Raw genomic sequence first — 22,892 nt, 5'->3', positions numbered from 1 at the left:
TTCGGGGCGCTGCCGGCGGTGACAGCGCGTCATGGCGAACCGTGGCGGATCATCGGCGACGTGTAGCGTGCCGCATTTGCGCCTCTGCGCTGGCGGCACCCCTTTGGAGGTGTGATGATCGGATATGCTGCCTAGCGCTTCGGCAGTCTGACCGGGTAGTGGAGCAGCGTCCGATAGCCGCCGCGCATCATGCGCAGGCCATTGCCAACGAGACGGCGAGCCCGGTTCTTCCGGGGATCGCTCTCCCAGTCCTCTTTCGTGCCACGAAAGCCCAAAAGCACTTCGGCGATCTTCCGGTAGCTGATCTCCCGCAGCCGGGCATCGAGTGCCCGCAGCGAGAGAATGTGGAACTGTCGGAGCTGTGCCGGCATGGCGCGGAAGTCCGGTCCCGGCACACGGCCATTGAGCGATCGCCAAAGCCGCCGCGCGGCGTGCGCGCGCAATTCCAGAAAGGAATCCATCGGCAAGATGACAGCGTAGGACGTCGGCACGTCGGGTAGCGCTGCGGGCAGCCACATTTGATGCGTGACACCATTGGCTCGCCAGAGTCCGTGCCAGCCGTCCTCTGCGTGCCGGAGATCGAGACCATCGAGATGCGCCAGCTTGATCGAGGCGGTGCTAATGTCGGCGCCCACTTGCCGCACTGGCGACAATTGAACCGCGTGCGGCTGAAGGCTTGGAATCCAGAATGGCGACTGCTGATCAGGGGGCGTTTCGGGATCGCACGGGAAATCGCAACCCCCAGCGCTTCGAAAATTCCTCCAGCGTGCGGGCAGCAGGTTTCCTGATGCGCGTTATCCGCTGGTAGTCGCGGTGATACTCGCCATCGCGCCGGAGATACTCCCAGGCGAAGCCAGCGGCGGGAATGTGTTCCGCATGCTGATACGCCGCAGGCGAACGCCAATCGATGCTCAACATCTCGTCGGCCTCTCGATTCCAGGGTTTGCGAGGCAATCTCCGGTGAGAGCTTTCGTGAGACGAGATCGTGTTTGAAGCCGCTCTATGCTGATATGTTGATCGCGTAGCCCGATCGATATTCGCGGCTTCTTCTCAGCGTTTGCGACGTGATTTCGCGAGCCGGGCGCAGCCCGGCGAGCGGCGGACGTGCAACGAATGCGCGACCGCGCCGCCTGTCCGCAAAGCCGGATCGGCGGAAAAATATCGAACGCGGAAACCCTGAAAGACGGAGCCGTAGAGCCGGAAATCCGGCTCTACGGCTTGGTGGTCATCCTGTTTTCAGCCGCTGCATCCCTTCGGCCAGCGTCCAAAGGGCACGATTGAGGCTTACACCCTGATCGATGCCGTTGATGGGACGGGTGCGGCTGCGGCGGATGCGGCCCTCCGCATTGCGCTTGCGTCCGTCCAGTCCGCCACGAATGACATTCTCCTGAATGACGTTGAAAGTCATCCAGAGGCTCCGGCCCACATCCTCGCGGCGGCGCGGCTCGATGATCTGTTCGGGACGGATGGGGCTTTCATCCTCGCCATAGCGGGCGACAAGGCTCGCCTCGGCAAGCACGCGGCGTTCATCCGCCGACAGCGTGATTTCCTTCATGGTCTCGCTGGCGTCGATCAGGCGCGGGAAGTCCTCGGCGACCGTGTAAACGCCTTCGATAATATCATGCTGGATATTGCCCTTGTGAGGAACGCGGACTTCCTCGAAGCGCTCGCCCGCGATCATGCTGTTGGTGCAGACGAAACGGAGCATCCCGGCGAACATCTGGTAGGCGCTCGTCCCGTCATGGCTGTTGACGATGATGACTTCGGCGGCCTCCGGCTTGCCGATGCCTTCATCCCGGCGCAGGCGCAGCATGTGCTTGGCGTGGCCGTGGCGGCTGCCGTCACGGGGAACCGCCTGCACGGCGAAGAACGGGAACCATCCTTCCCGGCGCAGCCCCTCCACTATGTCGATGGTGGGGACATAGACGTAACGTTCCGACCGGCTGTCATGCGCCTCGCGGGCGAAGATGGACGGGACATGCCGGTAAAGGGCTTCATTGTCGAGGGCTTCGCGCCCGCTGATCTGATGGGCGTTGCGGCCGAACCGGGTGGCAAGCTGGTGATACATGATCTTTCTCCTTGGGCTTGGGTTGGAGCGCAGCGCTGCGCTGCAACCCTGCCCGTCGGCGAGACCGGGGTAGCAAGGTGCAAGGGCGGCCGGGCCGGAGGGGGATCGCCCGGCCTGCACAAGCGGATGGAGTCATCACGACAGTGCGACGCACGCATCCGCGCGGAAGGCCGGGGATACCGGCACGGCCGAGCGTCAGCGGCCCTTGCGCCGCGCGGGGGCAGCGCCCCTAGCAAAACCGCCCGGTTGGAGCGCCAGCGGACGCCGGGAACAAGATCCGATCGGGGAGTGCGAAACCGGAGAACCGGAAAATCGTGCCTCCCGATCTCCGTATTTCCTGAAAGATGGTGGCGGCCATGAGCATGGCGAAGCCCCGCTCGGGTGAGCGGGGCTCCTTGGGGCTTCGGCCTCAGTCGCCGTTGCGACGGGACCAGATGAGGTTGTGGCTCTCGCCGTCCTCGGCTTCGACCAGGCTGGCGTAGATCGGGGCGGGGAAGCTCGGATCGTCCAGCTTGACGGAGAGGTACTCGCGCTGCGTCTCGCGGGCGGTCTTCTTCCACGCTGCACCCAGTTCGACAGCGCTGGCGAAGATGCGGAAGTCGGGGCCGCGCTCGCTATCGCCCTCGGCCGGGACGAGCGTAACGGTCTTGACGTTGAGGGTGAGGGTCTTGACCGAGCCGGCGTAGCCATTGCCGGACTTGGTGAACGTGCCGATGGTTGCCATTGTCGTGTTCCTTTTCTCCAATCGGGCCGCGCCCATCGCGACCTCGATGGGGGTCGTGGGACCGGAGGCGATCGGCCCCGCACCCGTCAGGGCTGGAACGTCAGTGGAAGGCGGCCGGCAACGGCTTTTTTGTTTCGCGATGCAAAGCCGAAGGCGGCGGAAAAAAGCTGGTGACAGCCGTTGCGAGAAGACGAGCGAGATGGCGCGCAGCGGCGGCGGTCTTCGGTCAGACCCCCGCCAATCGAGGACGCAGATGGGCGGCCAGCATGGAAATCGACAGAAACACGACAGGCAACAATCGGTCTCCGTGCCAGAGCGACGAGGCTCGACCGATGCGGGTCAAATAGAGGTCGGCGCCCTCAAACGACAGGACTCGCAGAAGAATCCCGACTGACAACAGCGTGTGCGCCGCCCCATTTCTTCGTTTCTTCCCTCGCGGCCGCTGCGCCGCCGATGAAGCCGTCACGCGGGAACGACGCCGCAATCCATCATGTCACGGCAACGATCATGCTGCCCCGCTTTACGCTGCCAGAACGTGTCGCGGCCGAGGACGGCGACACCGCCTCATGATGCCGACGCAGCGATTGAGGCCGGAATCCTATGGAGCCCAGCACGGTGGCGCGTCACGTGAGGGGGCCGCCTCCACCTGCTTCTTGCGTTAGCGATTGAAGCCGAATGGCGGAAACACGCCGCAGACGTGGTTCCGGCGAAGCCGAAAGCGCGGCCCAAAGGGCAACGCTCCATCACCACGCTTCACGACCTCACTTCCGGGTTTTGTGGATCTCGACGTCCATCTCACCTATCGGAACAAGCAGACAACGAGGGTGCCGACATTCATTTGAAACTACTCGTCACTCGGCTTGCGGATGGAACGAAGTGGGGTCGTCATGATCGAGTGTTCGTCTCCACGATCCTCCCCTTCTCGCGTAACTAGTCCCTCGAACCCCTCGATCATCATGATCGGCATTGGGCGTCCCGCCCAGCCACAAGCAGCGCAGCGTGGCCGCTGCCAGAGCACACCGGGAATCGCAGTGTTTTCGCCGTCCTCAGGCTCAAGATGAGGCGACCCACAGTCAGGACATTCAGTCGGCACGCCCCGAAGCTCACGAATTAGAAGCGACGTCGCCATGCCAATTGCATACTCCACGGTGGCGACCGCCATGTCAGCATCCTGCCACGTTGCTGATTTGGAATGGGTCAGCCAGTTCGTGAAAGTCCATGCAGAATCCAGTGTTGACTTGAGGAGACCACGACGCTCCTTGTTGCCTCCACCGGGCAGCAGCTCGTTGACGATGATCTCGATCCAACCGCGTAAGTCAGCCCGTTTCGGCGGGTTATCTGTCCATTCGGCTGAGTCTTGGGCGGCGCCGATGAACTCCAAAAGCACCTCACGCGAGTGAACGCCCACCGCCTGGTAGTCGGCCAAATTCAGAGCAGCAGAGAGCGCGTCGGAGGCTTCGGAAAGCTTCACGAAGGTCTTGTCGAACGGCACGACCCTCCGGTCGTCGACGAGTTGCTTCTCGGTTCGTGGTATCCGCAGACATAGGCCGATGTGAAACGTCACGGCCAGATCCATGTTCGGAAACTGCTCTTGCGAGTATAGGTTCGTGGGATCGGTGATAACCCACCACCGATCTTTGTTCGTATGTATGTCCCAAACGTCGTGGCGAGTGCTTAGCACGGCCTCGGAATAGACCTTTTGCATAAAGGTAATCTCGAGATCTGGCGCTTGCCATTCAAAATATTCACGGACTTTCTCGGTTTCTTCTTTTGTCGCGCGGAGCATTTTGGGGCTTCCTGTTCTTGCGAGTGGATCACCTCACGAGTTTGTTTCCCAGGTTGCGGCGAGGATCACGCGCTCTTCATTGCAGTGTAGCTCTTCGTGTCGCTCTGATGCTATGCCAGTCCGTCAGTCGCAAGAGCTATTTGGAACCGAAAGGGGAAGCGATGATATGGGTTTCGGTGGTATTAGCTTCGGTGGTTCCGGGCGTGTTGATCGTTGGCTATCTCAACCGCCGGGGTAACCCACAGGACAAGGCCAAGGGGATCGGATGGCAATTCATCCGTTACACGGTGCTCACCATTGCAGTCCCTATTGTTGGGATCCTCGCGCTAAATGACGCTCTCACAGGTGAGGCTGCAACACTGATCGCAGGCGCAATGGGGTATGCCTTCGGTAAGACACCCAAAGACGAATAACAGGGTGACCAATGACATATTTCAGCGAGAAGGAAGAAGGTGAACGTCCTCGGGAGATCGAGGAAATTGGCGATGGCGCATGGGGCGGCATCAAAGCCCTCATCATCGCACGAACAGAGGATGGCTCGTTCGGGGCGGCCTACCCCAATCCTTGCCCGGATGGCAACGGCCCCATAGGCACCGACGCGGATGCCTTTTGGAAAGGAATGCAGGGAGACGTCCCCAATTTTCAGGAACTGAAGCTACCCGTGTGGTACGACGCGATTGAAATGCCGAGGACGCTGGATATCCTCGATATGATCGAATTCGGCTGGCGGTGCGTCGGAAAGCCAAGCCATGTCGGCTATCATAGCTATTTCAAACATCATCACCTCCGGTTTGATGTTGAAGCCGGTCGAGACCAGTTTCGGGATGACATCAATCGGATTCTCCGGCGGAACGGCCTCGCCTTCGAACTGAAGGAAGACGGCGGCATAGAACGGCTTGTGCCCCCTGTGTTGAGGGAGGAGCTTGCATCAGCTCATTTCCACACGCGAGATTCAGAGATGAATCGCATGATGGAAGCGGCGCGCCGCAAATTTCTCGACCCCGACGAGGCGGTGCGCAGGGAGGCATTGGAGACGCTATGGGATGCTTGGGAACGCCTTAAGACCTTAGGCCCGGGGCCAGACAAGAAGGCGCAGGCCACCGCCCTCCTTAACGCCACTGCCGGACCATCTTCCCCGCTGCTTGGTCAAGCCTTGGAGAGAGAGGCCAAGGAACTCACGTGGATCGGCAACAACATGCAAATACGCCACTCGGAGAAGAGTAAAGAGCGGGTCGCAAGGGGTGAACATATTGACTACCTCTTCCATCGGCTTTTCGGCCTGATCCAGACGATTCTCCGGATGAACAAGGGGGTTTAATCAGCACGATACACTTGCGGGAACTATGCTACCAAGCCAACTGAAGTGCGCGCCTAGGAACGCCGTAGAGGGGGTAGAATGGCGACTGCCGCTAAGACCCAGCGGATGACGCATCCGGTGGTGCCGCCAGTCGCATCAAGGCCGAGACACCGACAAATGCCCCGCCGACAATGCAAAAGATTTGCCGCCAGATTTCAGAAGGAACCGTCTCGCGCATGACGCCGTGGACGAGCGCGTAGCCGGCGACGGCTGCCGGCATGGCGACGATGAGCGCCACGATCAGGCGCAAGATCGGCTGACACAGTGTGTCGAACAGCAGTGCCAATAAGCCGAAGGCAACGCCTGCGGCGACCAGGCCGACCAATCCCGCGCCGATCAGACCGGAGCCGGTCTCGTAGGCAAAGCGAGCGGCGGTCAATCCGAGCATGAAGGGCAGTGCATAGACTGCGAGCCTATAGGCGGCGACACATAGGACCGCGATCAGCGCCACGCTCATCAACATCACTGCGACCATGATCGTCCTCCTATTCTGCCTTCCTCCGTCCTCCCCCGCGCTCCGTGTTTGGCACGGTCATCGTGGTAATGGTTGTTCATTCGGTCGACCGGAATCTCGTGTTTCCAGTCGGATAGTTGAGGTTATCCGGCCGCGCGGTGCAGCCGCGCGGCCGCGATTTTTCCGGTGGAGGCCGGGGCGCTTGCGCCGCCCCGGCTCACCATCATTCCGCCGCGACGGTGAAGCTGTCGGCGTCCTCCGTTTCCTGGGCGTCCTCGGCCTCGGCAGTGTGGGCCTCCGGCCTCTCCTCGCTCAGCCATGCGGGTTCGGGCGTGCGCATGAGTGAAGGCAGCCAGCCGGTGCCGGCGAGAAGCTGCTCGGTGGCTTCCGCCATCTCCTGCTTCTTCTTGCCCGCGATCCGCTCGGCGGCTTCGTCACTGACGGCTTCCCGCACGGCGGCGAGGATGTGCGCCTTGGTGACGCGGCCGAGATAGGTCCGCACAGTGGGCGTCCAGTGCGCCGTCATGTCGAGGGCAACCGCCGTCGCCAGCCTGTCCGTCGTCTCGTACGCGCGGGGCTTCCTCTCCCAAGGCTGTCTCACGGCGTTGACGGTCAGGGAAGCGCAATGCGCGAACAGCGCCATGACGCTCGCCTGATCCAGCCCGGCGATAAAGCCCCAGAGGCACGTCACGTCTCGCGGCATGTCGGCCGCCCATCCGGCATGACGATCCGCCAGCGCCTTCGCCGCCGCCGTGTCCTCGATGCCGTCCGCATGTCCGCCAAGGTGCGAACTGGTGGGGCGGATTTCGAGGCAGTGGGCTTCCGCCCCGTGATAGAAGGTCTGCGCGGCGAGCGCGTGAGTGACGGCGATCAGCGCCATGTCCGGCTGCTTGCCAAGAGCGAGACGAAGGCCGAGCGTCCGGTGAGCGGTCAGGTCGCGGATGAGAAGGTCGGACAACGGCTTGCCGTCTTCCGCCGCTTCCTCGACCTCCGCGTCGAGCGCGGCAACATGGTTCTCGTCCTTGATGATCTCTCCATCGCTGTCGACACGCACGCCGTCGATGACGGTTTCACCGCCATCGGCTTCCACAGCGTCCGGCTTCTCGTCCTCGAGACGGATGAGACCGCGCTCGATACGAGCGTCCCCATCATGGGACAGGACGACAAACGCGCCGCCGCGCGCGATCTCGTCGGCATCGTAGGCGTGGCGCTTGGCGTCGATACGCTCGATCTCGGCTTCAAGCTCCGCGAACCGAGCATCTACGTCGGGCGGCAGGTCCACGTCCGCGTCCTCCCACTCTGCCGACAGGCGCTCAAGTTTCTCTTGCGCGGCGTCGTAGGCGGCGGCGTCTTCCTCCGAAAGCTCTACCGGCTGCGGATAGGTGCGGCGCATACCGTGGGCGTGGGGATAGTCGATGTGGACCGAAACCCACTTCCAACCTTCGGCCTCCTGAACCTGCGCCGCGATCCGTTCCAGCTTGTCGATGACAAGCCGGTCCAGCAGCGCGGCGTCCTCGTAGAAGCCACCACGATCCTCGGTGAACAGGTCGCGGATGATGTTACCGCCTGCCTCGGCATAGGCTTCCGCGCCCACAAGGATTGCGCGCCGATCCGTCGCCGCCACATTGGTTTTGGTCAGATCGCGGCGGATAGTCCAAGGCTCGCGATTATAGGACAGGTATTCATAAACCTGTTCCTGCCGCTCATGATCCTCGGTGATGGCAAAGGCCATTAACTGGTCGAGGGTCAGATCGCCGTCGCGGTAAACCTGCATCAGCTTGGGGCTGACCGCGCCGAGGCGCATCCGCTGCTTCACCACATGCGCGGTCACGCCGAACCGGGCCGCGATTTCTTCCGCGCCCCAACCGCGATTTTCCGCGAGCTCGCGGAACCTCTCGAACTCGTCGGCGGGGTGAAGGTTCTCGCGGTTGACGTTCTCATCAAGGCTGATCTCGGCGGGGTCGTTTGCCGTGTCGACGACGCAGCGGATCGGCTCCGTCTTCTTGATCTCCTTACGCTTGACGCGGAGAAGCTGCGCCAGCCTACGGCCCTCGCCAACGCTGACGAGATAGAAGCCGGTCGGCTGGCCATCGCCATCAAGCTCCGGCTCCACCACCAGATTTTGCAGGATACCCTTAGCGGCGATGCTCGCCGCCTTCGCCTCAATGGACGCCTCGCTGTGCGGGGTCTTCCGCACATTGTGCGGCGACTTCTTCAGCTTGTTGAGCGGGACGAAAATCTCCGTGCCGTTCTCGATGACAGTTTCGGTCTTCGCTTTGGTCGTCATGGTCTTTCTCCTATGGGTCAGGGTTGCAGCGCAGCGCTGCGCTGCAGCCCTGCCCGTCGGCGAGACCGGGGTAGCAAGGCGCAAGGCGGCCGGGACGGAGGGGGATCACCCGGCCTGCACAAGCGGATTTCAGGATTTACGAAAGTGCGGATTCACGCACCCGCGCGGAAGGTTGGGGAGACCGGCCCGGCCGCCTTGCGCCGCGCGAGGGCAGAGCCCTTAGCAAGACTTCCGGCAGGAGAGATTGCGGATGCCGCTGGCCGAGAAAGTACACTGGCTTGAACCGGTTGCTACCAAGAGGCGACTGTGGCCGTATCTGTTCTCGGACAGCCCGACGGAAAATGAATTCACACTCACCAGTGAGTTGCTGAGTGGTCGAGACGCGTTCATCTGATCGGATCCGCTTCGGCATTGCCACTACGACGAAGAGGCGCTCCTCCGCCTCTCGAAAGAACGCCAGATCTGTCGTAGGTTGAGGCATGTGCAATGCCTACGAACAGCATGTGAAGTGGGTGGAATACTGCAAGATGATGCAGGCACTCGAGCTCGGCATCCCGACCCATCAGTCCGAACGCGACCTTCCTGAAAGCGACGACGTCCGCATCAACGATATGGCGCCGGTCATGCGCGCCGCCAGCAAGGACATCGAACTGGCATCGATGAATTTCAGCTTCCCGCCGTCGGGCGCCAAGGGCGGACCGGTGTTTAATTTCCGCTCGGAGGGACGAAGCTTCGCGAACAGCAACCGCTGCCTCGTTCCCGCATCGGCGTTTTACGAGTTCACCGGCAGGAAATACCCGAAAGCGAAACACAGGTTCACGCTGGCCAACGCACCTTTCATGGCGATCGCCGGTCTGTGGCGCGACGGTCAGGGCAATCAACCGCCGTCCTTCACGATGCTCACGACCGAGCCGGGACCTGATGTCGAGCCTTATCACAACCGGCAGGTGGTGGTGCTTTGGCCACAGGACTGGGCTGCCTGGATCCATCTGGCCAAGCCGGAAGCGGAATTGCTTAGGCCGCTCCCGGCTGGCTCGCTTGAGGTCGAAACCGTGCGCCAAGGGAGCGACTGACCATACAGTATGGCGCGATCAGCGATATTATACAGATCAGTAGTCGCGTTCAGTGTTTTCGTGGTTCATGCACCGTTGGGAATCGAGCCATCGCTGCCCTTGACGAAAGGCATGGCGATCGGCTCGATTGAGCCCTTAGCGGTCTCTTACCAATAGCATTTATGCTGCGGCGCAATATTTCGAAAGCGGACGCTAGAAGCGGCACTCGCTCGGAGGCAGATTGTGTCTGCCACGTGAGACGATAATCTGAAGGCAAGCTGTCAATAGTTGAACTCTCGTGATTTGAGGTTGATCCACCTGGTCCGCGTCAAAGGTCATGCACTTGGCCTATATCTGTGCTTCCTTGCGATGCGCCCGAGAATGCCCTTCACGATGATATCGAGTTGTGACTTCTCCTCGTAGTCGGCAGGGGCGACGAATTCGACACGGCCATCAGAAATCAGCTTGTGGATCCTGTTGAGGTCGCGGTCGCTTCGGTTCTCATCGTAGACGGCGACTGAGTGGCCACCCTTGTGCGTGAGCATCTTCATCGTCGGAATGTCGGTGTCGCCATCGCCGAGAAAGATCATCCTGTCGAACGGGATAGGACGCTCGTCTTCGGGCATGTAACTGTTGATGGAATCGTTGTCCCAGTGGTTGTCGATGCCTTTGTTAATCCGAAACAGATATTGGGTCTTGGTCGTGTAATTAATCCCGACGCCTGGCCATGCTGCGATGTCATCGACGTAGATAAACTTCGAGGCGAAGACCTGCCGGAAGGCATCACGGATCGAGCAACCCTCGATCATCTCGTGGATCCCGGACGAGACTATGTAGTGTTCGAGCGCGAGACCGCGATCAGCCGCATGCTTGTTAATGCGCTGAAACCATGAGCGATCGGCAAGGCCAGGAAAGAGTGGCGCTTCCTCTCCATGGCGCCGCAGATCCTCGACGGTGATCTGCACACCTTGATCGCGCGCCTTGTCGAGCATCAGGTGCATGTAGACGAGGATTTCATCGGCATCGTGGTCCCGGGTGCGGGTCTTCACCTCGTCCCAGAATTCTTCCTTTGTCATTCCGACCTTGGGAATGAAGCTCATCTCCTGCAGGTTGCCGCGAGCGAGCGTGCCGTCGAAATCATAAATCAGCGCCGTGCGCTTCGGCTCATCCATGGTCAATGCCCTCCGTCGGCAATCGTGGTTCCTTCAAATATCCGGCGGTTGCAGATTAGCCCTTCGGCGGATACGGATCCTTACCGTAAGTGTTGGGCTCACGGATCTTTCCGTCGCGGCCCTTCAAGAAGGCTTCGCCTTCCGTTTCTGCCGCCTTCTGCCGAGATGCGACCAGGCATCGGCCTGCGTGGTGGTGACCTTGCTGGCGCGAGCGGCACCTTCGCGCTTGGACTCCCACTTCCCGTCGGGTCGCTGTTGGGTCCAATAATTCTTCGTATCTGGCATGTTCGACCTCCTGCGTTATTAGGAGGGAAAGTCTAACATAGATGTATCAAGTTGTTCGTCCCCGGTAGGATGCTCGCGCAATAAACCGCTCACCCTAAGCTGTTTGGTTTGAGAAATCGGCTTGCGGCCCAATGTGATCGTTGGGCACTTCGAAAGCATGTTTCCGTTTGCAGATGGAAATTGGCATTAATCAGGCTTTCTCCCAGTATATTGGCATTAATCAGGCTTTCTCCCAGTATAAGGGATCGAACGGGCGGCGGTAGCCTGCGGGAGGGAAGACGATGAGCGATCAGGATCAAACCTCAAAGGTCTTCACCGGCGGCGGATCGCTGGAAGGAACGTCGGTTGACCACTTTGCAGCCGCAATCAAAACGATCCGGGCTGCCCTTTCAGGCGCACGTCCTAACCTGGCGGCAGATGAATTGGTGCATCGGGTTCAGACTGTCCTTGAAGATGTTGCTCTACTGGCGCGCTGTGCGAAAACAAAGTGCCTGATTACTTACACGCAAGCGATAGAGCTGAGGGGACACGGAAATCCCCAGAACGGTCGATGGCTGGACGAAGTGTACGCATACGCTATAGACCCGTTGGGGTTTCCCGACCTCACTATGCTCGTGGTGAACAGAGCGACTAGACAGCCCAGTCCAGGCGCCTTCGAGGCAAGGCGTGCGAAGTTGAGCAAGATACACATCGACGACATCCCTGCGGAGCAGCGCCGTTGCGTGTGGTTTGTGGGATACGAAGACGTTCTAGGAGCGCTCGATCCCGTCCCTTCCAAATACCAACTCGCCAAGATCCTGACTCCACAACCGGCGAGGGAAAGAGAAATTGCCCGAGCCGTCAGCAACGCTCTCAGCCGGATTGCACAGGCTGGTCTCGAAAAGACATTAAAAGGCAAAGAATACGAAGGGTCTCTTTCGAGACCGGAGCTCACAGCTCTGGTCAATGCACTATGGGACGAGCAAAAGGGGCGCTGCGCCCTGACTGGTCAGGCCTTCGACGAGCGCAGCGACGAAGACGGGGGCGCGCAGGATGATCGCGTGTCACTCGATCGGATCGACAATCGGCTGGGATACTGCGAAGGCAACATTCAGCTTGTCACACAGTTTGCCAATCGTGCGCGCGGTACGCAGTCTGTCGACGAGGCTCGAAGCCGGCTGGTCCAGTTCAACCAGAGCTGCGAAGATTGACGGTATAACTTTGCCGAGGGAACAGTTGCGCTGTACTCGCAAGCACAGGTGACGCCGCGCACCAGAACCGGCGCATTGATAACCAGCAATAGAGTCGAACTCCAAACCGCTGAAGACAAGCAAGAGACTGCCCCGCCCCAAATGCAGGTAGCTGCGTATGAACGACGAGCGCCGCGAAGCCAAGCCGGACCTGACCGGCTTGTCAATTTCACAAGTGAAACGGAGCGCTCAGAAGAAAACCGGAGTGAACCGGGACGCCACGGTTGGGTGGATTCATGCCCTTACCTATTCAGCCGGTCGATGAAGTAGGAAACGCTTTCATCAAGCGAGAGCGAGGACCCACTTGCTTGTGTTATCAGGCGGCCGTGTCTAAAACTTGTGTGAGGGGGACGCGGAATGAAGCACACTGCCTATCTGGTTCTGGCATTTGCCGTGAGCACGCTCACTTTCATCGAACCTGCATCCTCTAAGACGTGCAAATGCGACAATCACAATGCCGAGGCATCGGGAGCGAGCACTTGCTCACTTTCGGAAAGCCCGGATTACTGCACCATCAGCTTCCCAACGCCCGCGCCAGCCCAATCTTCCCCTGCCGACATGTTTGAGCGAAACCTCTACGAGCTCGAAGGAGCAGACGTCGAGTTCGAGGATTTTGCATTCGCTGCGGCCAACATCAATGATTACCCACTCAAGCCCGTCTATGGCGACGCCCTTGCCTCATTGGCGCTCTCGGCGATACCCACGGAGAGAGTGAATCAGGTTTCGGCAGACTTCGCTGCGATGTTTGCGGCCGATAGTGCTTCTCTGAAAACGTTCGTGGATGATTTCAACCAGGACGGATGCGTTGAAGCTGAGCAGGGAATGCTCCGAATCTTGATCATCGCATTTCAGTCCGAAAAGAACGGCCGGTGTGAGTGATGGATTTTTCCGCAGAACTGGTGCGGACAATACTATTGTTCGGTGGAATGCCAGCGCTTGGGCTGCTTGTGTTTTACGGCCTACTCAGGGGAGGCTGGGGGTCTTTCAAATTCGAGCCAATCTCCTCCGCCTGGGCTGCTGTGATCGCTTTGGCGTTCTTGGGATTGGTCGGTCTTGCATTAGTCCTGACCTACCTGTTTTTTAGCGCACCTACGCAGGTAGCGGGATACTCTCACAGCGGGGAATTGCAGAACCTGATATCTCAATTGGAAAGGGATCCCAACGCTCCTGTTGTCGTGAAACTCAACGGCACGACCGAGGAAAAGGGGGCGCTGGGGCAGCTTTACTTCGACGAGACGAACGCTCTTACCTACACTTCAATGATCGAAAAGATGTGCTCTTCGAAGAGTGAGTGCATTAAGTGCGATGTGGAACAGCAAACGCAAACGATCGTCTCAATCAGCAAGACAGGTAACATTGGTCCCAACTGCGAGGTGGGTGGGGCCACGGTGTATTGCTGCGCATAAGCCAACGGCAGCTATTGGCGCATCCTGCTCGACCAAGTAGGCGAGGTGGACGGCAAAATCCCACCCTCCTGCGACATTCCCTCAGCGCAGCGACTGCACTTATCTTCTGCGCGCTGCATTTCTCGTGAATTTGACATCGCGCCCGCCGCCACGCTAACGCCCTGGTCCTTCTACAAATCCTTTTCGGCGAGCTTGCGGAATTCATCGGGAACGGATCGGCTAATCTCTAGCGCCGCCGATCCATAGCCGACCGCCTGCCATCCAAACCGGTCGCGGATCTTGTCGACGGCCATGTCCGCCGTCCAGCGGGCCATGCCTCGATTTGCGCTCGGGCGGCGATGCTCGTCGGCGAGGCCGAGGGGGAGGTCGAGCTGAATCTCCACCCGTTTGCTGAGATGCGAAACGGAAATCGCCAGAAGCGAGATGGTCTTTTCCTGTGGGTGATCGGCAAGGGCAACACGCACGAGCTCTTCAGCGATCTCGGCCAGCATCGCGGTCGCCGAGATCGGCGCGTCGAGCGTGACCGATCGGGTGACGGTATGAAGATCGGCGAAGCGAACGCGTGCCGTCACGGTCCGCCCGATCAGGGATTTCTTGCGGAGCCGGCTTGCGACCCTGTCAGCAAGATGCAGCAGGGTCGGCCGGAAGACCTGCTCCAGGGCCGGCTTCCGGCCGAGCGCCGACTGTGCTCCGGCCGAACGCGCGCGTTGGCGGGTGTTGATTACCCGCGGATCACGATTCCGCGCCAAGGCTGCAAGTTTCTCTCCCGCAGCAGAACCAAGCAGCCGCTCGAGCGACCGTCCGGGTGTGTTTGCCAACTGGCCTATGGTGAGAATGCCCTGCTCGGTCAGTTTCGCCTTGGTGACGGGACCAACGCCCCACATCAGTTCGACGGGCAAGTCATGGAGGAATTCGAGCTCGTGCTCGGGATCAACCACCACGAGGCCGTCCGGCTTGGCGACCTGGGAGGCGATTTTCGCCAGATGCTTGGTGCGGGCGACGCCGACGGAGATCGGAAGTCCAAGGTCCTCTCGCACCCGCCGGCGGATCGCCGTAGCGATTTCGGCCGGCGAGCCAAACAAATGCGTGCAGCCGGCAACGTCGGCGAAAGCCTCATCGATGGAGATGCGTTCGACGAGTGGTGTAAAATCGCCAAGCACGCTGATCGCCGCATCGCCGAGCCGTTGATAGTCCTTGAAATTGCCACTGACGAACATCAGTTGCGGGCAGAGTTCACGCGCCTTTCGTCCTGGCATGCCGCCGCGAACGCCAAACGCCTTTGCCTCATAGGAGGCCGCCAGCACGACACCGCCGCCGACGGCGATCGGCTTGCCCCGCAGGTCGGGATTGAGCAATTGCTCGACCGACGCGTAGAAGGCGTCGAGATCGGCATGGAGGATGGTGGCGGTCGTGTCCATTCTTGCTACCGAAAATCCCGCGTCTTCACCTTGATGCGGTCGATGTGCTCGTAGGGATCGACGATATCGCGCGCCTTCGGCATCCCGCGGCGATCGATCCCCGATCCGCCGTGATGGGCCTCGTCACCGCGGCCGTGCGGCAACGGAAACGGCGTCTCGCGGTGCCCCACGCTGGCGAGCTCGGCCGACAGATCGGTCAGCTCGTGGGCGACGAGATGCACCACTTCCCCTTCCCGCTGGATGCGGCCGCGCACGCCGAGCATGGCAGAGGACAAAAGCACGCGGCGGAATTTCTCGAACACCTTGACCCAGACCACGACGTTGGCAGCCCCCGTCTCATCCTCCATGGTGAGGAACATGACGCCCTTGGCCGAACCCGGCCTCTGTCGAACCAGCACCAGGCCGGCCGCCTCGAGCCATCGTTTGTCCTGCGCCTGCATGGCCTCCTGACATGTCACGATGCGGCGCCGGCGAAGATCGGCGCGCAGAAACGACACCGGATGGCTGCGCAAGGTCAGCCCGACATGGCCATAATCCTCGACGACCTCGCGGCCGGCCGTCATGGGCCTGAGCGCAATGGCGGGCTCATGGATCTCGGGCACTGTCTTCTGCTCCCGGGACGCAGCGGCCGCAAACAGGGGCAAAGGCTCATCGCGCAGGGCCTTGATTGCCCAGAGCGCATCACGGCGGGCAAGGTTCAGAGCCGGCAGGAACGCGTCGGCCTCGGCGAGCCGGACCAGTGACGCCGCCGGCACGCCGGCGCGTCGCCACAGATCATCAACCGAGAGGAAGGGCTCATCGGCCCTTGCAGCGACGATCGCCGCCGCATCGTCATTGGCGAGACCCTTCACCATGCGCAGGCCGAGCCGGACGGCGAAGCGATCTTCGTCATCGGTCGGCTCGAGCGTGCAATCCCAGCGGCTGGCGTTGACGCAGACCGGACGCACCTCGACGCCATGATCGCGTGCGTCACGCACGATCTGGGCCGGCAGATAAAAGCCCATAGGCTGCGAATTCAAAAGCGCCGCGCAGAACACATCGGGATGCCAGCACTTCATCCAGGATGAGGCGTAAGCGATGAGCGCGAAAGACGCGGCGTGGCTTTCGGGAAAGCCGTAGCTGCCGAACCCCTCCAGTTGCGAAAAGGTCTTTTCGGCAAACTCAGGGGTATAGCCGTTGGCGATCATGCCGTTGATCAGCCTGTCGCGGAATTTCGAGACGCCGCCGGTGTGCTTGAAGGTTGCCATGGCGCGGCGCAGCTGGTCGGCCTCGCCGGCGGAAAACCCGGCGCAGACCATGGAGACCTGCATCGCCTGCTCCTGAAATAGCGGCACGCCGAGCGTCTTGCCAAGCACGCGCTCGAGTTCCGGTGTCGGAAACGTCACCTCCTCCTTGCCGTCGCGCCGACGAAGATAGGGATGGACCATGTCGCCCTGGATCGGGCCCGGCCGGACGATCGCAACCTCGATGACCAAATCGTAGAAGGTGCGTGGCCTGATGCGCGGCAGCATCGACATTTGCGCGCGGCTTTCGATCTGGAAGACGCCGAGCGTGTCAGCCTTCCTGATCATCGCATAGGTGCGCGGATCCTCGGCCGGGATCGTCGTCAGGTCGACGTCAATTCCCTTGTGTTCGGACAGGAGATCGAATGACCGCTTCATGCAGGTGAGCATGCCGAGCGCCAGGACATCCACCTTCATGAACCTGAGCGCGTCGATGTCGTCCTTGTCCCATTCCACAACCTGACGGTCCTTCATCGCCGCCGGTTCGATCGGTACGAGATCGTCGAGCCGGTCATGCGTCAGGACAAAGCCGCCAGGATGCTGTGACAGATGGCGCGGTGTTCCGGTCAGTTGCGCGGCGAGTTCAAGGGTGAGACGCAGCCGGCGATCGCCGAGATTGAGGTTGAGTTCCCGGGCGCGTTGATCATCGACGGCCTCGCCATGACCCCAGACCTGCGAGGATAGAAGTTTGGTCATGTCCTCGGGCAGGCCGAGCGCCTTGCCGACGTCACGGACGGCACCCTTTGTGCGATACCGGATCACGGTGGAACACAGTGCGGCGTGGTCGCGGCCGTAGGTCTCATAGACCCACTGCATGACGATCTCGCGCCTCTCATGCTCGAAATCCACATCGATGTCGGGAGGCTCGCGCCGCTCCTGGCTGACGAACCGCTCGAACAGAAGGTTGTTGCGTTCGGGATCGATCGAGGTGATGCCGAGCACGTAGCAGACGGCCGAGTTGGCGGCCGAGCCGCGCCCCTGGCAGAGGATATCCTGGCTGCGGGCGAAACGCACGATCGCGTTCACCGTCAGGAAGTACGGTGCGTATTCGAGTGACTCGATCAGCCGCAGCTCGTGCTTCAGTATCTCGATCACCTTGTCGGGGACGCCTTCGGGATAGCGGCGGACAGCCCCTTCCCAGGTCAGCTTTTCCAGCGCCTGCTGGGCGGTGAGGCCCGGCATGGTCTTTTCTTCCGGGTATTGGTAGGCGAGTTCGTCAAGGGAGAACCGGCAGCGCGCGGCGATGTCGATCGTGCGCGCCAGGGCCTCGGGACAACGGCTGAAGAGCCGTGCCATCTCTTCCCCCGGCTTGAGGTAGCGATCTGCATGACGTTCGCGCCGGAAGCCGGCATCGTCGATCGTGACGTTGTGGCGGATGCAGGTGACGACATCCTGCATCATGCGGCGGGCCGGCTCGTGGAACAGCACGTCATTGGTAACGACGGTCGGCACGTGCATTGCGGTCGCCAGGTTCGCCAGTTCGTAAAGCCGCAGTTGGTCGTTCGGGCGTCTGCGCAAGGTCAGCGCCATATAGGCACGATCACCAAAGACTTCGCGCAGCCGTCGCAGGCGAATGGCACAGAGGTCATCGGCATCGTCGGGAACCAGGACCGCGATCAGCCCCTCGCCATGGGCGACGAGATCATCCCATTCGAGATGGCACTTCGCCTTGCCGGCCCTTCCCTTGCCGAGCGACAGCAGCCGGCAGAGGCGCGAATAAGCCGGCCGGTCCGTCGGATAGACCAGGACCGACATGCCGTCGGCGAGATCGAGACGGCAGCCGACGATCAACCGGACACCCGTCGTCTTCGCCGCCTCGTGCGCACGCACGATGCCGGCAAGCGAATTGCGGTCGACGACTGCGAGCGCCTCGATGCCAAGCAGTGCCGCCTGCGCGAACAGTTCTTCGCACGACGATGCGCCGCGCAGAAAAGAGAAATGCGAGGTCACCTGCAGCTCGGCATAGCGTCTCGTGCCGGTCATCCGAAAATCCCATGCATGAACCATTTGTGCGATCCGGTCGCCGTATCTTCGCCGTCACCGGCGCGATAGACCCAGTAGCGCTCGCCGTTCTCATCCTCTACCTGGAAATAATCCCGCACCGCCGCGAGCTCGACATCACGCTTCCACCATTCCCCGAAGACGCGTTCCGGGCCGTCGGCTCGCTTCACGCGCCGGCGAACGCCGCGCCAGGTGAAGGTCACGGGCGGATGGTCGGGGAGAAGTGCCACCGTCTCGATCGGCTCGGGGCGGGGCAGCAGCCGCGCTGGACGCGGCCAATGACCGGGCCAGCCCCCGCCGGTGTCGGGCGCCATCGGCGCAACACGTCGAACGGAGCGTTCGGGAACATCGCTCTGCACCGGAGCGAAGCGATAGAGCCGGTCCACGCCGACACGGTTGGCGAGGATGTCAATCACATCCGAGACGTCGGGTTCCGCCGCCTCGGCCAGTGAAGAGATCATCTGCTTCGCCCGCAGCGGCTCGGCTGCGGTGGCGGCAAGGCGCATCAGCTCGATGCCGAACCCGGGATCGATGGTCTCGATCTTGTCGGTGAGCAGGCGGGTCAGGCGCTTCACATCGCGCACCGGCAATGCTGTGCCGACACGGATCGCCTCGACGCGGTTGTCAACACGAAAGAACAGAAGATCGAGCCGTCGCGCGCCCTGTCCGCGTGTCTCAAGTTCAGCGCACAGTTCGACCACCAGCCTGCCTGTATAGCGGGCGATCGTCTCGGCCGCACCGATCGGCTCCGCGAAATTGCGGCGCACCTCGACGATCCCCTCCGGCCGGATCGGCTCGATCGGTTCGCTTACCCGGGCGAACGCCTGGTCGAGGCGGCGGCCGGGTTCCGGCCCGAAACGCATGGTAAGCTGCGCGCGCGGCGTGACGGCGAGGTCGGCAATTGTCTCGAAGCCGAGTTGCCTCAGGCCATCCACCGTTGCCGCGGGCAGGCGAAGGGCCGCGATCGGCAATACCAGGACCGCCGGCGCGGTCTCGCCGGAAGGGATCACGGTTGTGGTTCGCTTACCGAAGCGCGCCAGAGCGTGGGCTGCACCCCAGCTGTCGGCAACCGCGGCGCGCGCGACAAGGCCGGCGGCACCGAGCCGCTCCACCATGTCCGTGAGCATTGCCGCCTCGCCGCCATGCAAATGATCGGCGCCGGTCGTGTCGATCACGACGCCGTCCGGCGGATCGGCCGCAGCGATCGGCGCATAGCGGCGCAGCGCCCACAGCGCCAGCCGCTCGAGCGCGTTTCCGTCGGCTTCGGGATCAGCCTCATGAACGACCAGGCCTGGGACGAGGGCCTGTGCCTTGCTTGCCGGCATGCCGATGCGCAGACCGGCCGCGTGTGCTGCCGCGTCAGCGGCAAGCACGACGCGGCGACGCCCGTCGCGGCCGATCAGGACGAGCGGCGTCTCAGGCGGAGGCGCGGCGGCGCCCGATTTCCTTCTGAAGCGGTCTGTCGGCCACATCGGAAGGAAGAGCGATACGACCCTTGGCATCGCATGCCTCCACAGTAAAATCCGCACTTTCTCCGGCCCGGCATCGGATCAGCTCGAGATGCCAGCGGGCCCGCCCGACGCCCGGAACGGGCAATGGTGTTGACGGCAGGACCGACACCCGCCAGCGGGTATCGGCGGCGGTTGGCTGGCCAAAATCCGTGGCCTCCGTCTGACGCCGCCAGCGGCGAACGGCGATGCCAATTGCGCCGGAGCTTTCGGCGGCAAGCTGCAGCCGCCGCGAGGCGGTCATCGAAAGCCGTGTAACCTCGGCAACGACAGCACCAAAGCCACCACGGAGACCTTCCTCGAAGCAGGCGAGAACGGATTTCTCGTCGCCGGCTTCCAGATAGATCACCCTTCCCGGCGGAAGACCGGCCTGCTCGATCGCCGGCGCGAAGAGGTCGGGCCGGGTCACGCACCACAGCACCTTGCCCGCCGTTCGCGCGGCAATCCCGGCGGCGAAGAGCGCTGCGGCCGCGCCGTCGACGGCACCATTTCCACCGCCCGCGACTTCGTGCAGACCGCCACAAGCCAAACCGCCTCCCGGCAGAACCCTGTCGATCGCGTGGACCCCGAACGGCAAGACCGTGCGGGCGCGCGCATTTGAGCCTTCGAGGCGCGCGATGCGTTCTCGAAGCTCGGAAATGGCAGCGGGGGGCGTCGATACACTCATCTGACCCTTGATACGCAGATAGCCTGTGATATGTTCCTTATTTGTTCTCATCCCGACCAAGAGTCAATCGAGATGATGGAGCGCCGTCGGGGAATGGAGCCCGATTGCGCCTACGGGACGGAAAGGAGGTAAGCGACGATGCTTACGATCCGCATTGAAGGAGCGCAGCCGGAAGAAATTATGAGCAGTCTGCTCGCCGCCCAGGACGTGTTCGACAAGGCAGGGTTGACGCCCGACCAGGCGGCGACGGCGCGTTTTGTCGTCGAGGGCTGGGACGTTTCCGGCTTCGTCGGCAGGGTTCCGGAAGCAGAACTCGCCATCTGCACGATCTGGGATGAAGCGGACCAGGCGGCGGTCAAGGCGTGCTACGCCGGCTGGGACGCCGGCAAGGTTCCGAGCTCGGCCGATCTCGAGCTTGTTCAGGAGCCGCAGCGTTTCAGGCTGACGTCGGAGGAAGAGAGCAGCGAGCAGCTGTTCGAAACCGCCGAGGACACCATTCTCGAGGAGATGTGCGAGAGGGGCTATTTCAACGACGGCCGCCCCGAGGATGAAGTCGCTTTCCTGCTCGAGGAGTGGGATTTCGAGCGCCTGACCGAAGCGCAGCGACGGCTGTATGATGAACGGATCTATCCGCTGATGCGGATCTGGTTCTTTGAGCGGGAGCGTTTCGAGGACGAGTACGCCCGCCTGCGCAATGCGTGGTCGTCCGAAATACCGGACGATCGGCAGCTTGACTTGTTTGCGGCTTGAGAGGCGGACCGGTGAGCGTACCCTCACCGACAGCGATCGCAAGGTCGTCAATGGCAGGGTGCCACACCCGTCATCGTGAATACCGTGCGACAGGATTGAAATCCGGCACCAGCGTCATTGTGAACAAACCAAGAAACGTGGTTCAGTGGACCATCCGCCTCAGCCGATTCGCAACCGATGCGATGCTGCCGCTCCCAGGGAAGGTCGTATCGTCTTGTTCAGGATGGCGGCAGGGATTGCGTGAGCGCTTTATTGTGGGGACCGCTTTGGAGATCATTAGCGTCAATCAGCTCTCCACGACCGATCTCCATGTGGATGCGGTCTATCAAGGCGGCCGGAGCGGCAATGCCGGCGACGATCCCTTTCCGCGGCTGCTCAGTATGAGCAATCAGGGCGGTTTCCGGTACCGTGGCGACATCGCCGGGCGTCTGGAGATGATGCTGCTAACCTCCAGTTTCAGCGATCCCGACTGGCCCGATGCACTCGATCGCGAGACGGGCGTCCTCACCTACTACGGAGACAACAAGAGCCCGGGCCGCGGTCTTCACGACACCGGCCGTCGCGGAAACCGTTTGCTGCAGCGCATCTTCCAGGACGCGCATGGCGGTCCTGAAGGCCGGCTGCGGGTTCCCCCGATCTTCCTCTTCGCACGTTCGGGCGGCTGGCGCGACGTGATCTTCCTCGGATTGGCTGTCCCTGGCGCGTCGGATCTCTCCCTTTCTGAGGATCTGGTCGCGATATGGCGAACCGCTGGAGACCGTCGATTTCAGAACTACCGAGCCCGCTTCACCGTGCTCGACGCGGCTGTGATTTCGCGCGCCTGGATTGACAGCATCATCGCCGGCGCACGCGACGACGCGCATGCTCCGGCCGCTTGGCTAACATGGCAGAACAGCGGACGGCGCAAGCCGCTGACCGCCACGCGATCGATCGAATATCGCAACCGCCGGGAGCAGATGCCCGCCGATGCCGACGGCGAGGCGATGATCCATACGGTCCGTCATCATTTCCAGGGCAGGCCACATGCCTTCGAACATTGCGCTGCCGCGATTGCCCGCCTCATGATCCCCGACATTGCCTCGCTCGACGTCACCCGCCCATCCCGCGACGGCGGCCGAGATGCCGTAGGCCAGTTGCGTATCGGTAGCGGTCCTGGATCCATACTTGTCGACTTCGCACTTGAGGCGAAGTGCTACTCACCGCCGGGTTCGGTCGGAGTCCGCGACATGTCCCGGTTGATTTCGCGGCTGCGGCATCGACAGTTCGGAATCCTGGTTACGACAACGTGGCTGGACCTGCAGGCCTATCGCGAAATCAAGGAAGATCAGCATCCGGTGATCGTGATCGCCGCGGCTGATATCATTGCGCTGCTCCGGGCCGGCGGCCGCGGCAGCGTCGAGGCGGTCTCATCCTGGCTGAGAGAGGAGTTTCCCCCGGACCTCTAA

At 61.7% G+C, this 22,892-nt stretch carries 23 protein-coding genes; 10 read left to right on the top strand and 13 right to left on the bottom strand.

Annotation, left to right across the window (positions count from 1 at the left end; all coding sequences use genetic code 11):
* Positions 1-131 precede the first annotated feature (131 nt).
* The 5 genes from N1058_RS19355 to N1058_RS19335 all read right to left on the bottom strand — a co-directional run bounded on the left by N1058_RS19355 (position 132) and on the right by N1058_RS19335 (position 4,578).
* Positions 132-635 (bottom strand): DUF2285 domain-containing protein, encoded by a 504-nt coding sequence (locus N1058_RS19355; RefSeq protein ID WP_265519243.1) that lies wholly within the window; start codon positions 633-635, stop codon positions 132-134.
* A gap of 67 nt (positions 636-702) precedes the next feature.
* Entirely contained in the window at positions 703-918 is a 216-nt protein-coding gene (locus tag N1058_RS19350; protein ID WP_265519242.1) for a transcriptional regulator domain-containing protein, read from the bottom strand.
* A 307-nt stretch (positions 919-1,225) separates the two neighbouring features.
* Positions 1,226-2,068 (bottom strand): DUF932 domain-containing protein, encoded by an 843-nt coding sequence (locus tag N1058_RS19345; protein WP_265519241.1) that lies wholly within the window; start codon positions 2,066-2,068, stop codon positions 1,226-1,228.
* Between the two features lie 409 nt (positions 2,069-2,477).
* Positions 2,478-2,792 (bottom strand): DUF736 domain-containing protein, encoded by a 315-nt coding sequence (locus N1058_RS19340; protein ID WP_265519335.1) that lies wholly within the window; start codon positions 2,790-2,792, stop codon positions 2,478-2,480.
* 844 nt (positions 2,793-3,636) lie between these two features.
* Positions 3,637-4,578 carry a hypothetical protein gene (locus N1058_RS19335; protein ID WP_265519240.1) on the bottom strand — a complete coding sequence of 314 codons (942 nt, stop codon included), beginning with the start codon at positions 4,576-4,578 and terminating at the stop codon, positions 3,637-3,639.
* Positions 4,579-4,739: 161 nt separating this feature from the next.
* On the opposite strand from N1058_RS19335, the gene N1058_RS19330 reads away from it, so the two are divergent.
* Together N1058_RS19330 and N1058_RS19325 are read left to right on the top strand one after the other, a co-directional pair.
* The gene (locus N1058_RS19330) at positions 4,740-4,991 is read left to right on the top strand and encodes a hypothetical protein (protein ID WP_265519239.1); all 252 of its coding nucleotides are present in this window, start codon (positions 4,740-4,742) and stop codon (positions 4,989-4,991) included.
* 11 nt (positions 4,992-5,002) lie between these two features.
* A complete protein-coding gene (locus tag N1058_RS19325) occupies positions 5,003-5,896 on the top strand; it encodes a hypothetical protein (RefSeq protein ID WP_265519238.1) in 894 nt (297 codons plus the stop codon).
* Between the two features lie 91 nt (positions 5,897-5,987).
* On the opposite strand, the gene N1058_RS19320 is transcribed toward N1058_RS19325, so the two are convergent.
* Together N1058_RS19320 and N1058_RS19315 are read right to left on the bottom strand one after the other, a co-directional pair.
* Positions 5,988-6,410, bottom strand: a complete 423-nt coding sequence (locus N1058_RS19320; protein ID WP_265519237.1) for a hypothetical protein — start codon at positions 6,408-6,410, stop codon at positions 5,988-5,990.
* A gap of 202 nt (positions 6,411-6,612) precedes the next feature.
* Positions 6,613-8,676 (bottom strand): ParB/RepB/Spo0J family partition protein, encoded by a 2,064-nt coding sequence (locus N1058_RS19315; RefSeq protein ID WP_265519236.1) that lies wholly within the window; start codon positions 8,674-8,676, stop codon positions 6,613-6,615.
* Between the two features lie 250 nt (positions 8,677-8,926).
* Here N1058_RS19315 and N1058_RS19310 point away from each other — a divergent pair, with 250 nt between their 5' ends.
* Complete coding sequence (locus N1058_RS19310) at positions 8,927-9,070, top strand: hypothetical protein (RefSeq protein WP_265519235.1); 144 nt, start codon at positions 8,927-8,929, stop codon at positions 9,068-9,070.
* Between the two features lie 85 nt (positions 9,071-9,155).
* The gene (locus N1058_RS19305; RefSeq protein WP_265519234.1) at positions 9,156-9,749 is read left to right on the top strand and encodes an SOS response-associated peptidase; all 594 of its coding nucleotides are present in this window, start codon (positions 9,156-9,158) and stop codon (positions 9,747-9,749) included.
* 314 nt (positions 9,750-10,063) lie between these two features.
* Here N1058_RS19305 and N1058_RS19300 read toward each other — a convergent pair whose 3' ends face one another.
* Together N1058_RS19300 and N1058_RS19295 are read right to left on the bottom strand one after the other, a co-directional pair.
* Positions 10,064-10,900, bottom strand: a complete 837-nt coding sequence (locus N1058_RS19300; protein WP_265519233.1) for an HAD family hydrolase — start codon at positions 10,898-10,900, stop codon at positions 10,064-10,066.
* A gap of 123 nt (positions 10,901-11,023) precedes the next feature.
* Positions 11,024-11,185, bottom strand: a complete 162-nt coding sequence (locus N1058_RS19295) for a DUF2188 domain-containing protein (protein WP_265519232.1) — start codon at positions 11,183-11,185, stop codon at positions 11,024-11,026.
* 281 nt (positions 11,186-11,466) lie between these two features.
* Between N1058_RS19295 and N1058_RS19290 the strand changes: the two genes are divergently transcribed.
* The 4 genes from N1058_RS19290 to N1058_RS19275 all read left to right on the top strand — a co-directional run bounded on the left by N1058_RS19290 (position 11,467) and on the right by N1058_RS19275 (position 13,820).
* The gene (locus N1058_RS19290; RefSeq protein ID WP_265519231.1) at positions 11,467-12,375 is read left to right on the top strand and encodes a hypothetical protein; all 909 of its coding nucleotides are present in this window, start codon (positions 11,467-11,469) and stop codon (positions 12,373-12,375) included.
* Positions 12,376-12,532: 157 nt separating this feature from the next.
* Positions 12,533-12,679: a hypothetical protein gene (locus N1058_RS19285; RefSeq protein ID WP_265519230.1), complete on the top strand. Its 147-nt coding sequence runs from the start codon at positions 12,533-12,535 to the stop codon at positions 12,677-12,679.
* Positions 12,680-12,771: 92 nt separating this feature from the next.
* Positions 12,772-13,293, top strand: a complete 522-nt coding sequence (locus N1058_RS19280; protein WP_265519229.1) for a hypothetical protein — start codon at positions 12,772-12,774, stop codon at positions 13,291-13,293.
* Positions 13,293-13,820 (top strand): hypothetical protein, encoded by a 528-nt coding sequence (locus N1058_RS19275; RefSeq protein WP_265519228.1) that lies wholly within the window; start codon positions 13,293-13,295, stop codon positions 13,818-13,820. Before N1058_RS19280 ends, N1058_RS19275 begins: the two co-directional genes overlap by 1 nt.
* Before the next feature lie 170 nt (positions 13,821-13,990).
* Here N1058_RS19275 and dinB read toward each other — a convergent pair whose 3' ends face one another.
* Genes dinB through N1058_RS19255 form a run of 4 tightly spaced genes read right to left on the bottom strand, consistent with a single transcriptional unit; the run spans position 13,991 to position 20,697 of the window.
* Positions 13,991-15,238 carry a DNA polymerase IV gene (gene dinB, locus N1058_RS19270; protein WP_265519227.1) on the bottom strand — a complete coding sequence of 416 codons (1,248 nt, stop codon included), beginning with the start codon at positions 15,236-15,238 and terminating at the stop codon, positions 13,991-13,993.
* Positions 15,239-15,243: 5 nt separating this feature from the next.
* Positions 15,244-18,504 carry an error-prone DNA polymerase gene (locus N1058_RS19265; RefSeq protein ID WP_265519226.1) on the bottom strand — a complete coding sequence of 1,087 codons (3,261 nt, stop codon included), beginning with the start codon at positions 18,502-18,504 and terminating at the stop codon, positions 15,244-15,246.
* A complete protein-coding gene (locus N1058_RS19260) occupies positions 18,501-20,024 on the bottom strand; it encodes a Y-family DNA polymerase (RefSeq protein WP_265519225.1) in 1,524 nt (507 codons plus the stop codon). Before N1058_RS19260 ends, N1058_RS19265 begins: the two co-directional genes overlap by 4 nt.
* A complete protein-coding gene (locus N1058_RS19255) occupies positions 19,939-20,697 on the bottom strand; it encodes an ImuA family protein (RefSeq protein WP_265519224.1) in 759 nt (252 codons plus the stop codon). The genes N1058_RS19260 and N1058_RS19255 overlap by 86 nt, the downstream gene beginning before the upstream one ends.
* A gap of 180 nt (positions 20,698-20,877) precedes the next feature.
* Between N1058_RS19255 and N1058_RS19250 the strand changes: the two genes are divergently transcribed.
* The gene (locus tag N1058_RS19250; protein ID WP_265519223.1) at positions 20,878-21,447 is read left to right on the top strand and encodes a hypothetical protein; all 570 of its coding nucleotides are present in this window, start codon (positions 20,878-20,880) and stop codon (positions 21,445-21,447) included.
* Between the two features lie 95 nt (positions 21,448-21,542).
* Positions 21,543-22,892 (top strand): restriction endonuclease, encoded by a 1,350-nt coding sequence (locus N1058_RS19245; protein WP_265519222.1) that lies wholly within the window; start codon positions 21,543-21,545, stop codon positions 22,890-22,892.

Source organism: Nitratireductor luteus (assembly GCF_026162365.1).
Classification (GTDB): Bacteria; Pseudomonadota; Alphaproteobacteria; order Rhizobiales; family Rhizobiaceae; genus Chelativorans; species Chelativorans luteus.
This window is presented reverse-complemented; position numbering and strand designations above follow the sequence as displayed.

Coding starts and splice junctions, on each gene's coding strand:
- N1058_RS19250 (WP_265519223.1), top strand. CDS start 20,878: ATGAGCAGTCTGCTCGCCGCCCAGGACGTGTTCGACAAGGCAGGGTTG.
- N1058_RS19255 (WP_265519224.1), bottom strand. CDS start 20,697: ATGAGTGTATCGACGCCCCCCGCTGCCATTTCCGAGCTTCGAGAACGC.
- N1058_RS19265 (WP_265519226.1), bottom strand. CDS start 18,504: ATGACCGGCACGAGACGCTATGCCGAGCTGCAGGTGACCTCGCATTTC.
- N1058_RS19340 (WP_265519335.1), bottom strand. CDS start 2,792: ATGGCAACCATCGGCACGTTCACCAAGTCCGGCAATGGCTACGCCGGC.
- N1058_RS19310 (WP_265519235.1), top strand. CDS start 8,927: ATGCCGCTGGCCGAGAAAGTACACTGGCTTGAACCGGTTGCTACCAAG.
- N1058_RS19290 (WP_265519231.1), top strand. CDS start 11,467: ATGAGCGATCAGGATCAAACCTCAAAGGTCTTCACCGGCGGCGGATCG.
- N1058_RS19295 (WP_265519232.1), bottom strand. CDS start 11,185: ATGCCAGATACGAAGAATTATTGGACCCAACAGCGACCCGACGGGAAG.
- N1058_RS19320 (WP_265519237.1), bottom strand. CDS start 6,410: ATGGTCGCAGTGATGTTGATGAGCGTGGCGCTGATCGCGGTCCTATGT.
- N1058_RS19335 (WP_265519240.1), bottom strand. CDS start 4,578: ATGCTCCGCGCGACAAAAGAAGAAACCGAGAAAGTCCGTGAATATTTT.
- N1058_RS19350 (WP_265519242.1), bottom strand. CDS start 918: ATGTTGAGCATCGATTGGCGTTCGCCTGCGGCGTATCAGCATGCGGAA.
- N1058_RS19330 (WP_265519239.1), top strand. CDS start 4,740: ATGATATGGGTTTCGGTGGTATTAGCTTCGGTGGTTCCGGGCGTGTTG.
- N1058_RS19305 (WP_265519234.1), top strand. CDS start 9,156: ATGTGCAATGCCTACGAACAGCATGTGAAGTGGGTGGAATACTGCAAG.
- N1058_RS19300 (WP_265519233.1), bottom strand. CDS start 10,900: ATGGATGAGCCGAAGCGCACGGCGCTGATTTATGATTTCGACGGCACG.
- N1058_RS19285 (WP_265519230.1), top strand. CDS start 12,533: ATGAACGACGAGCGCCGCGAAGCCAAGCCGGACCTGACCGGCTTGTCA.
- N1058_RS19280 (WP_265519229.1), top strand. CDS start 12,772: ATGAAGCACACTGCCTATCTGGTTCTGGCATTTGCCGTGAGCACGCTC.
- N1058_RS19315 (WP_265519236.1), bottom strand. CDS start 8,676: ATGACGACCAAAGCGAAGACCGAAACTGTCATCGAGAACGGCACGGAG.
- N1058_RS19325 (WP_265519238.1), top strand. CDS start 5,003: ATGACATATTTCAGCGAGAAGGAAGAAGGTGAACGTCCTCGGGAGATC.
- N1058_RS19260 (WP_265519225.1), bottom strand. CDS start 20,024: ATGCCAAGGGTCGTATCGCTCTTCCTTCCGATGTGGCCGACAGACCGC.
- N1058_RS19345 (WP_265519241.1), bottom strand. CDS start 2,068: ATGTATCACCAGCTTGCCACCCGGTTCGGCCGCAACGCCCATCAGATC.
- dinB (WP_265519227.1), bottom strand. CDS start 15,238: ATGGACACGACCGCCACCATCCTCCATGCCGATCTCGACGCCTTCTAC.
- N1058_RS19275 (WP_265519228.1), top strand. CDS start 13,293: ATGGATTTTTCCGCAGAACTGGTGCGGACAATACTATTGTTCGGTGGA.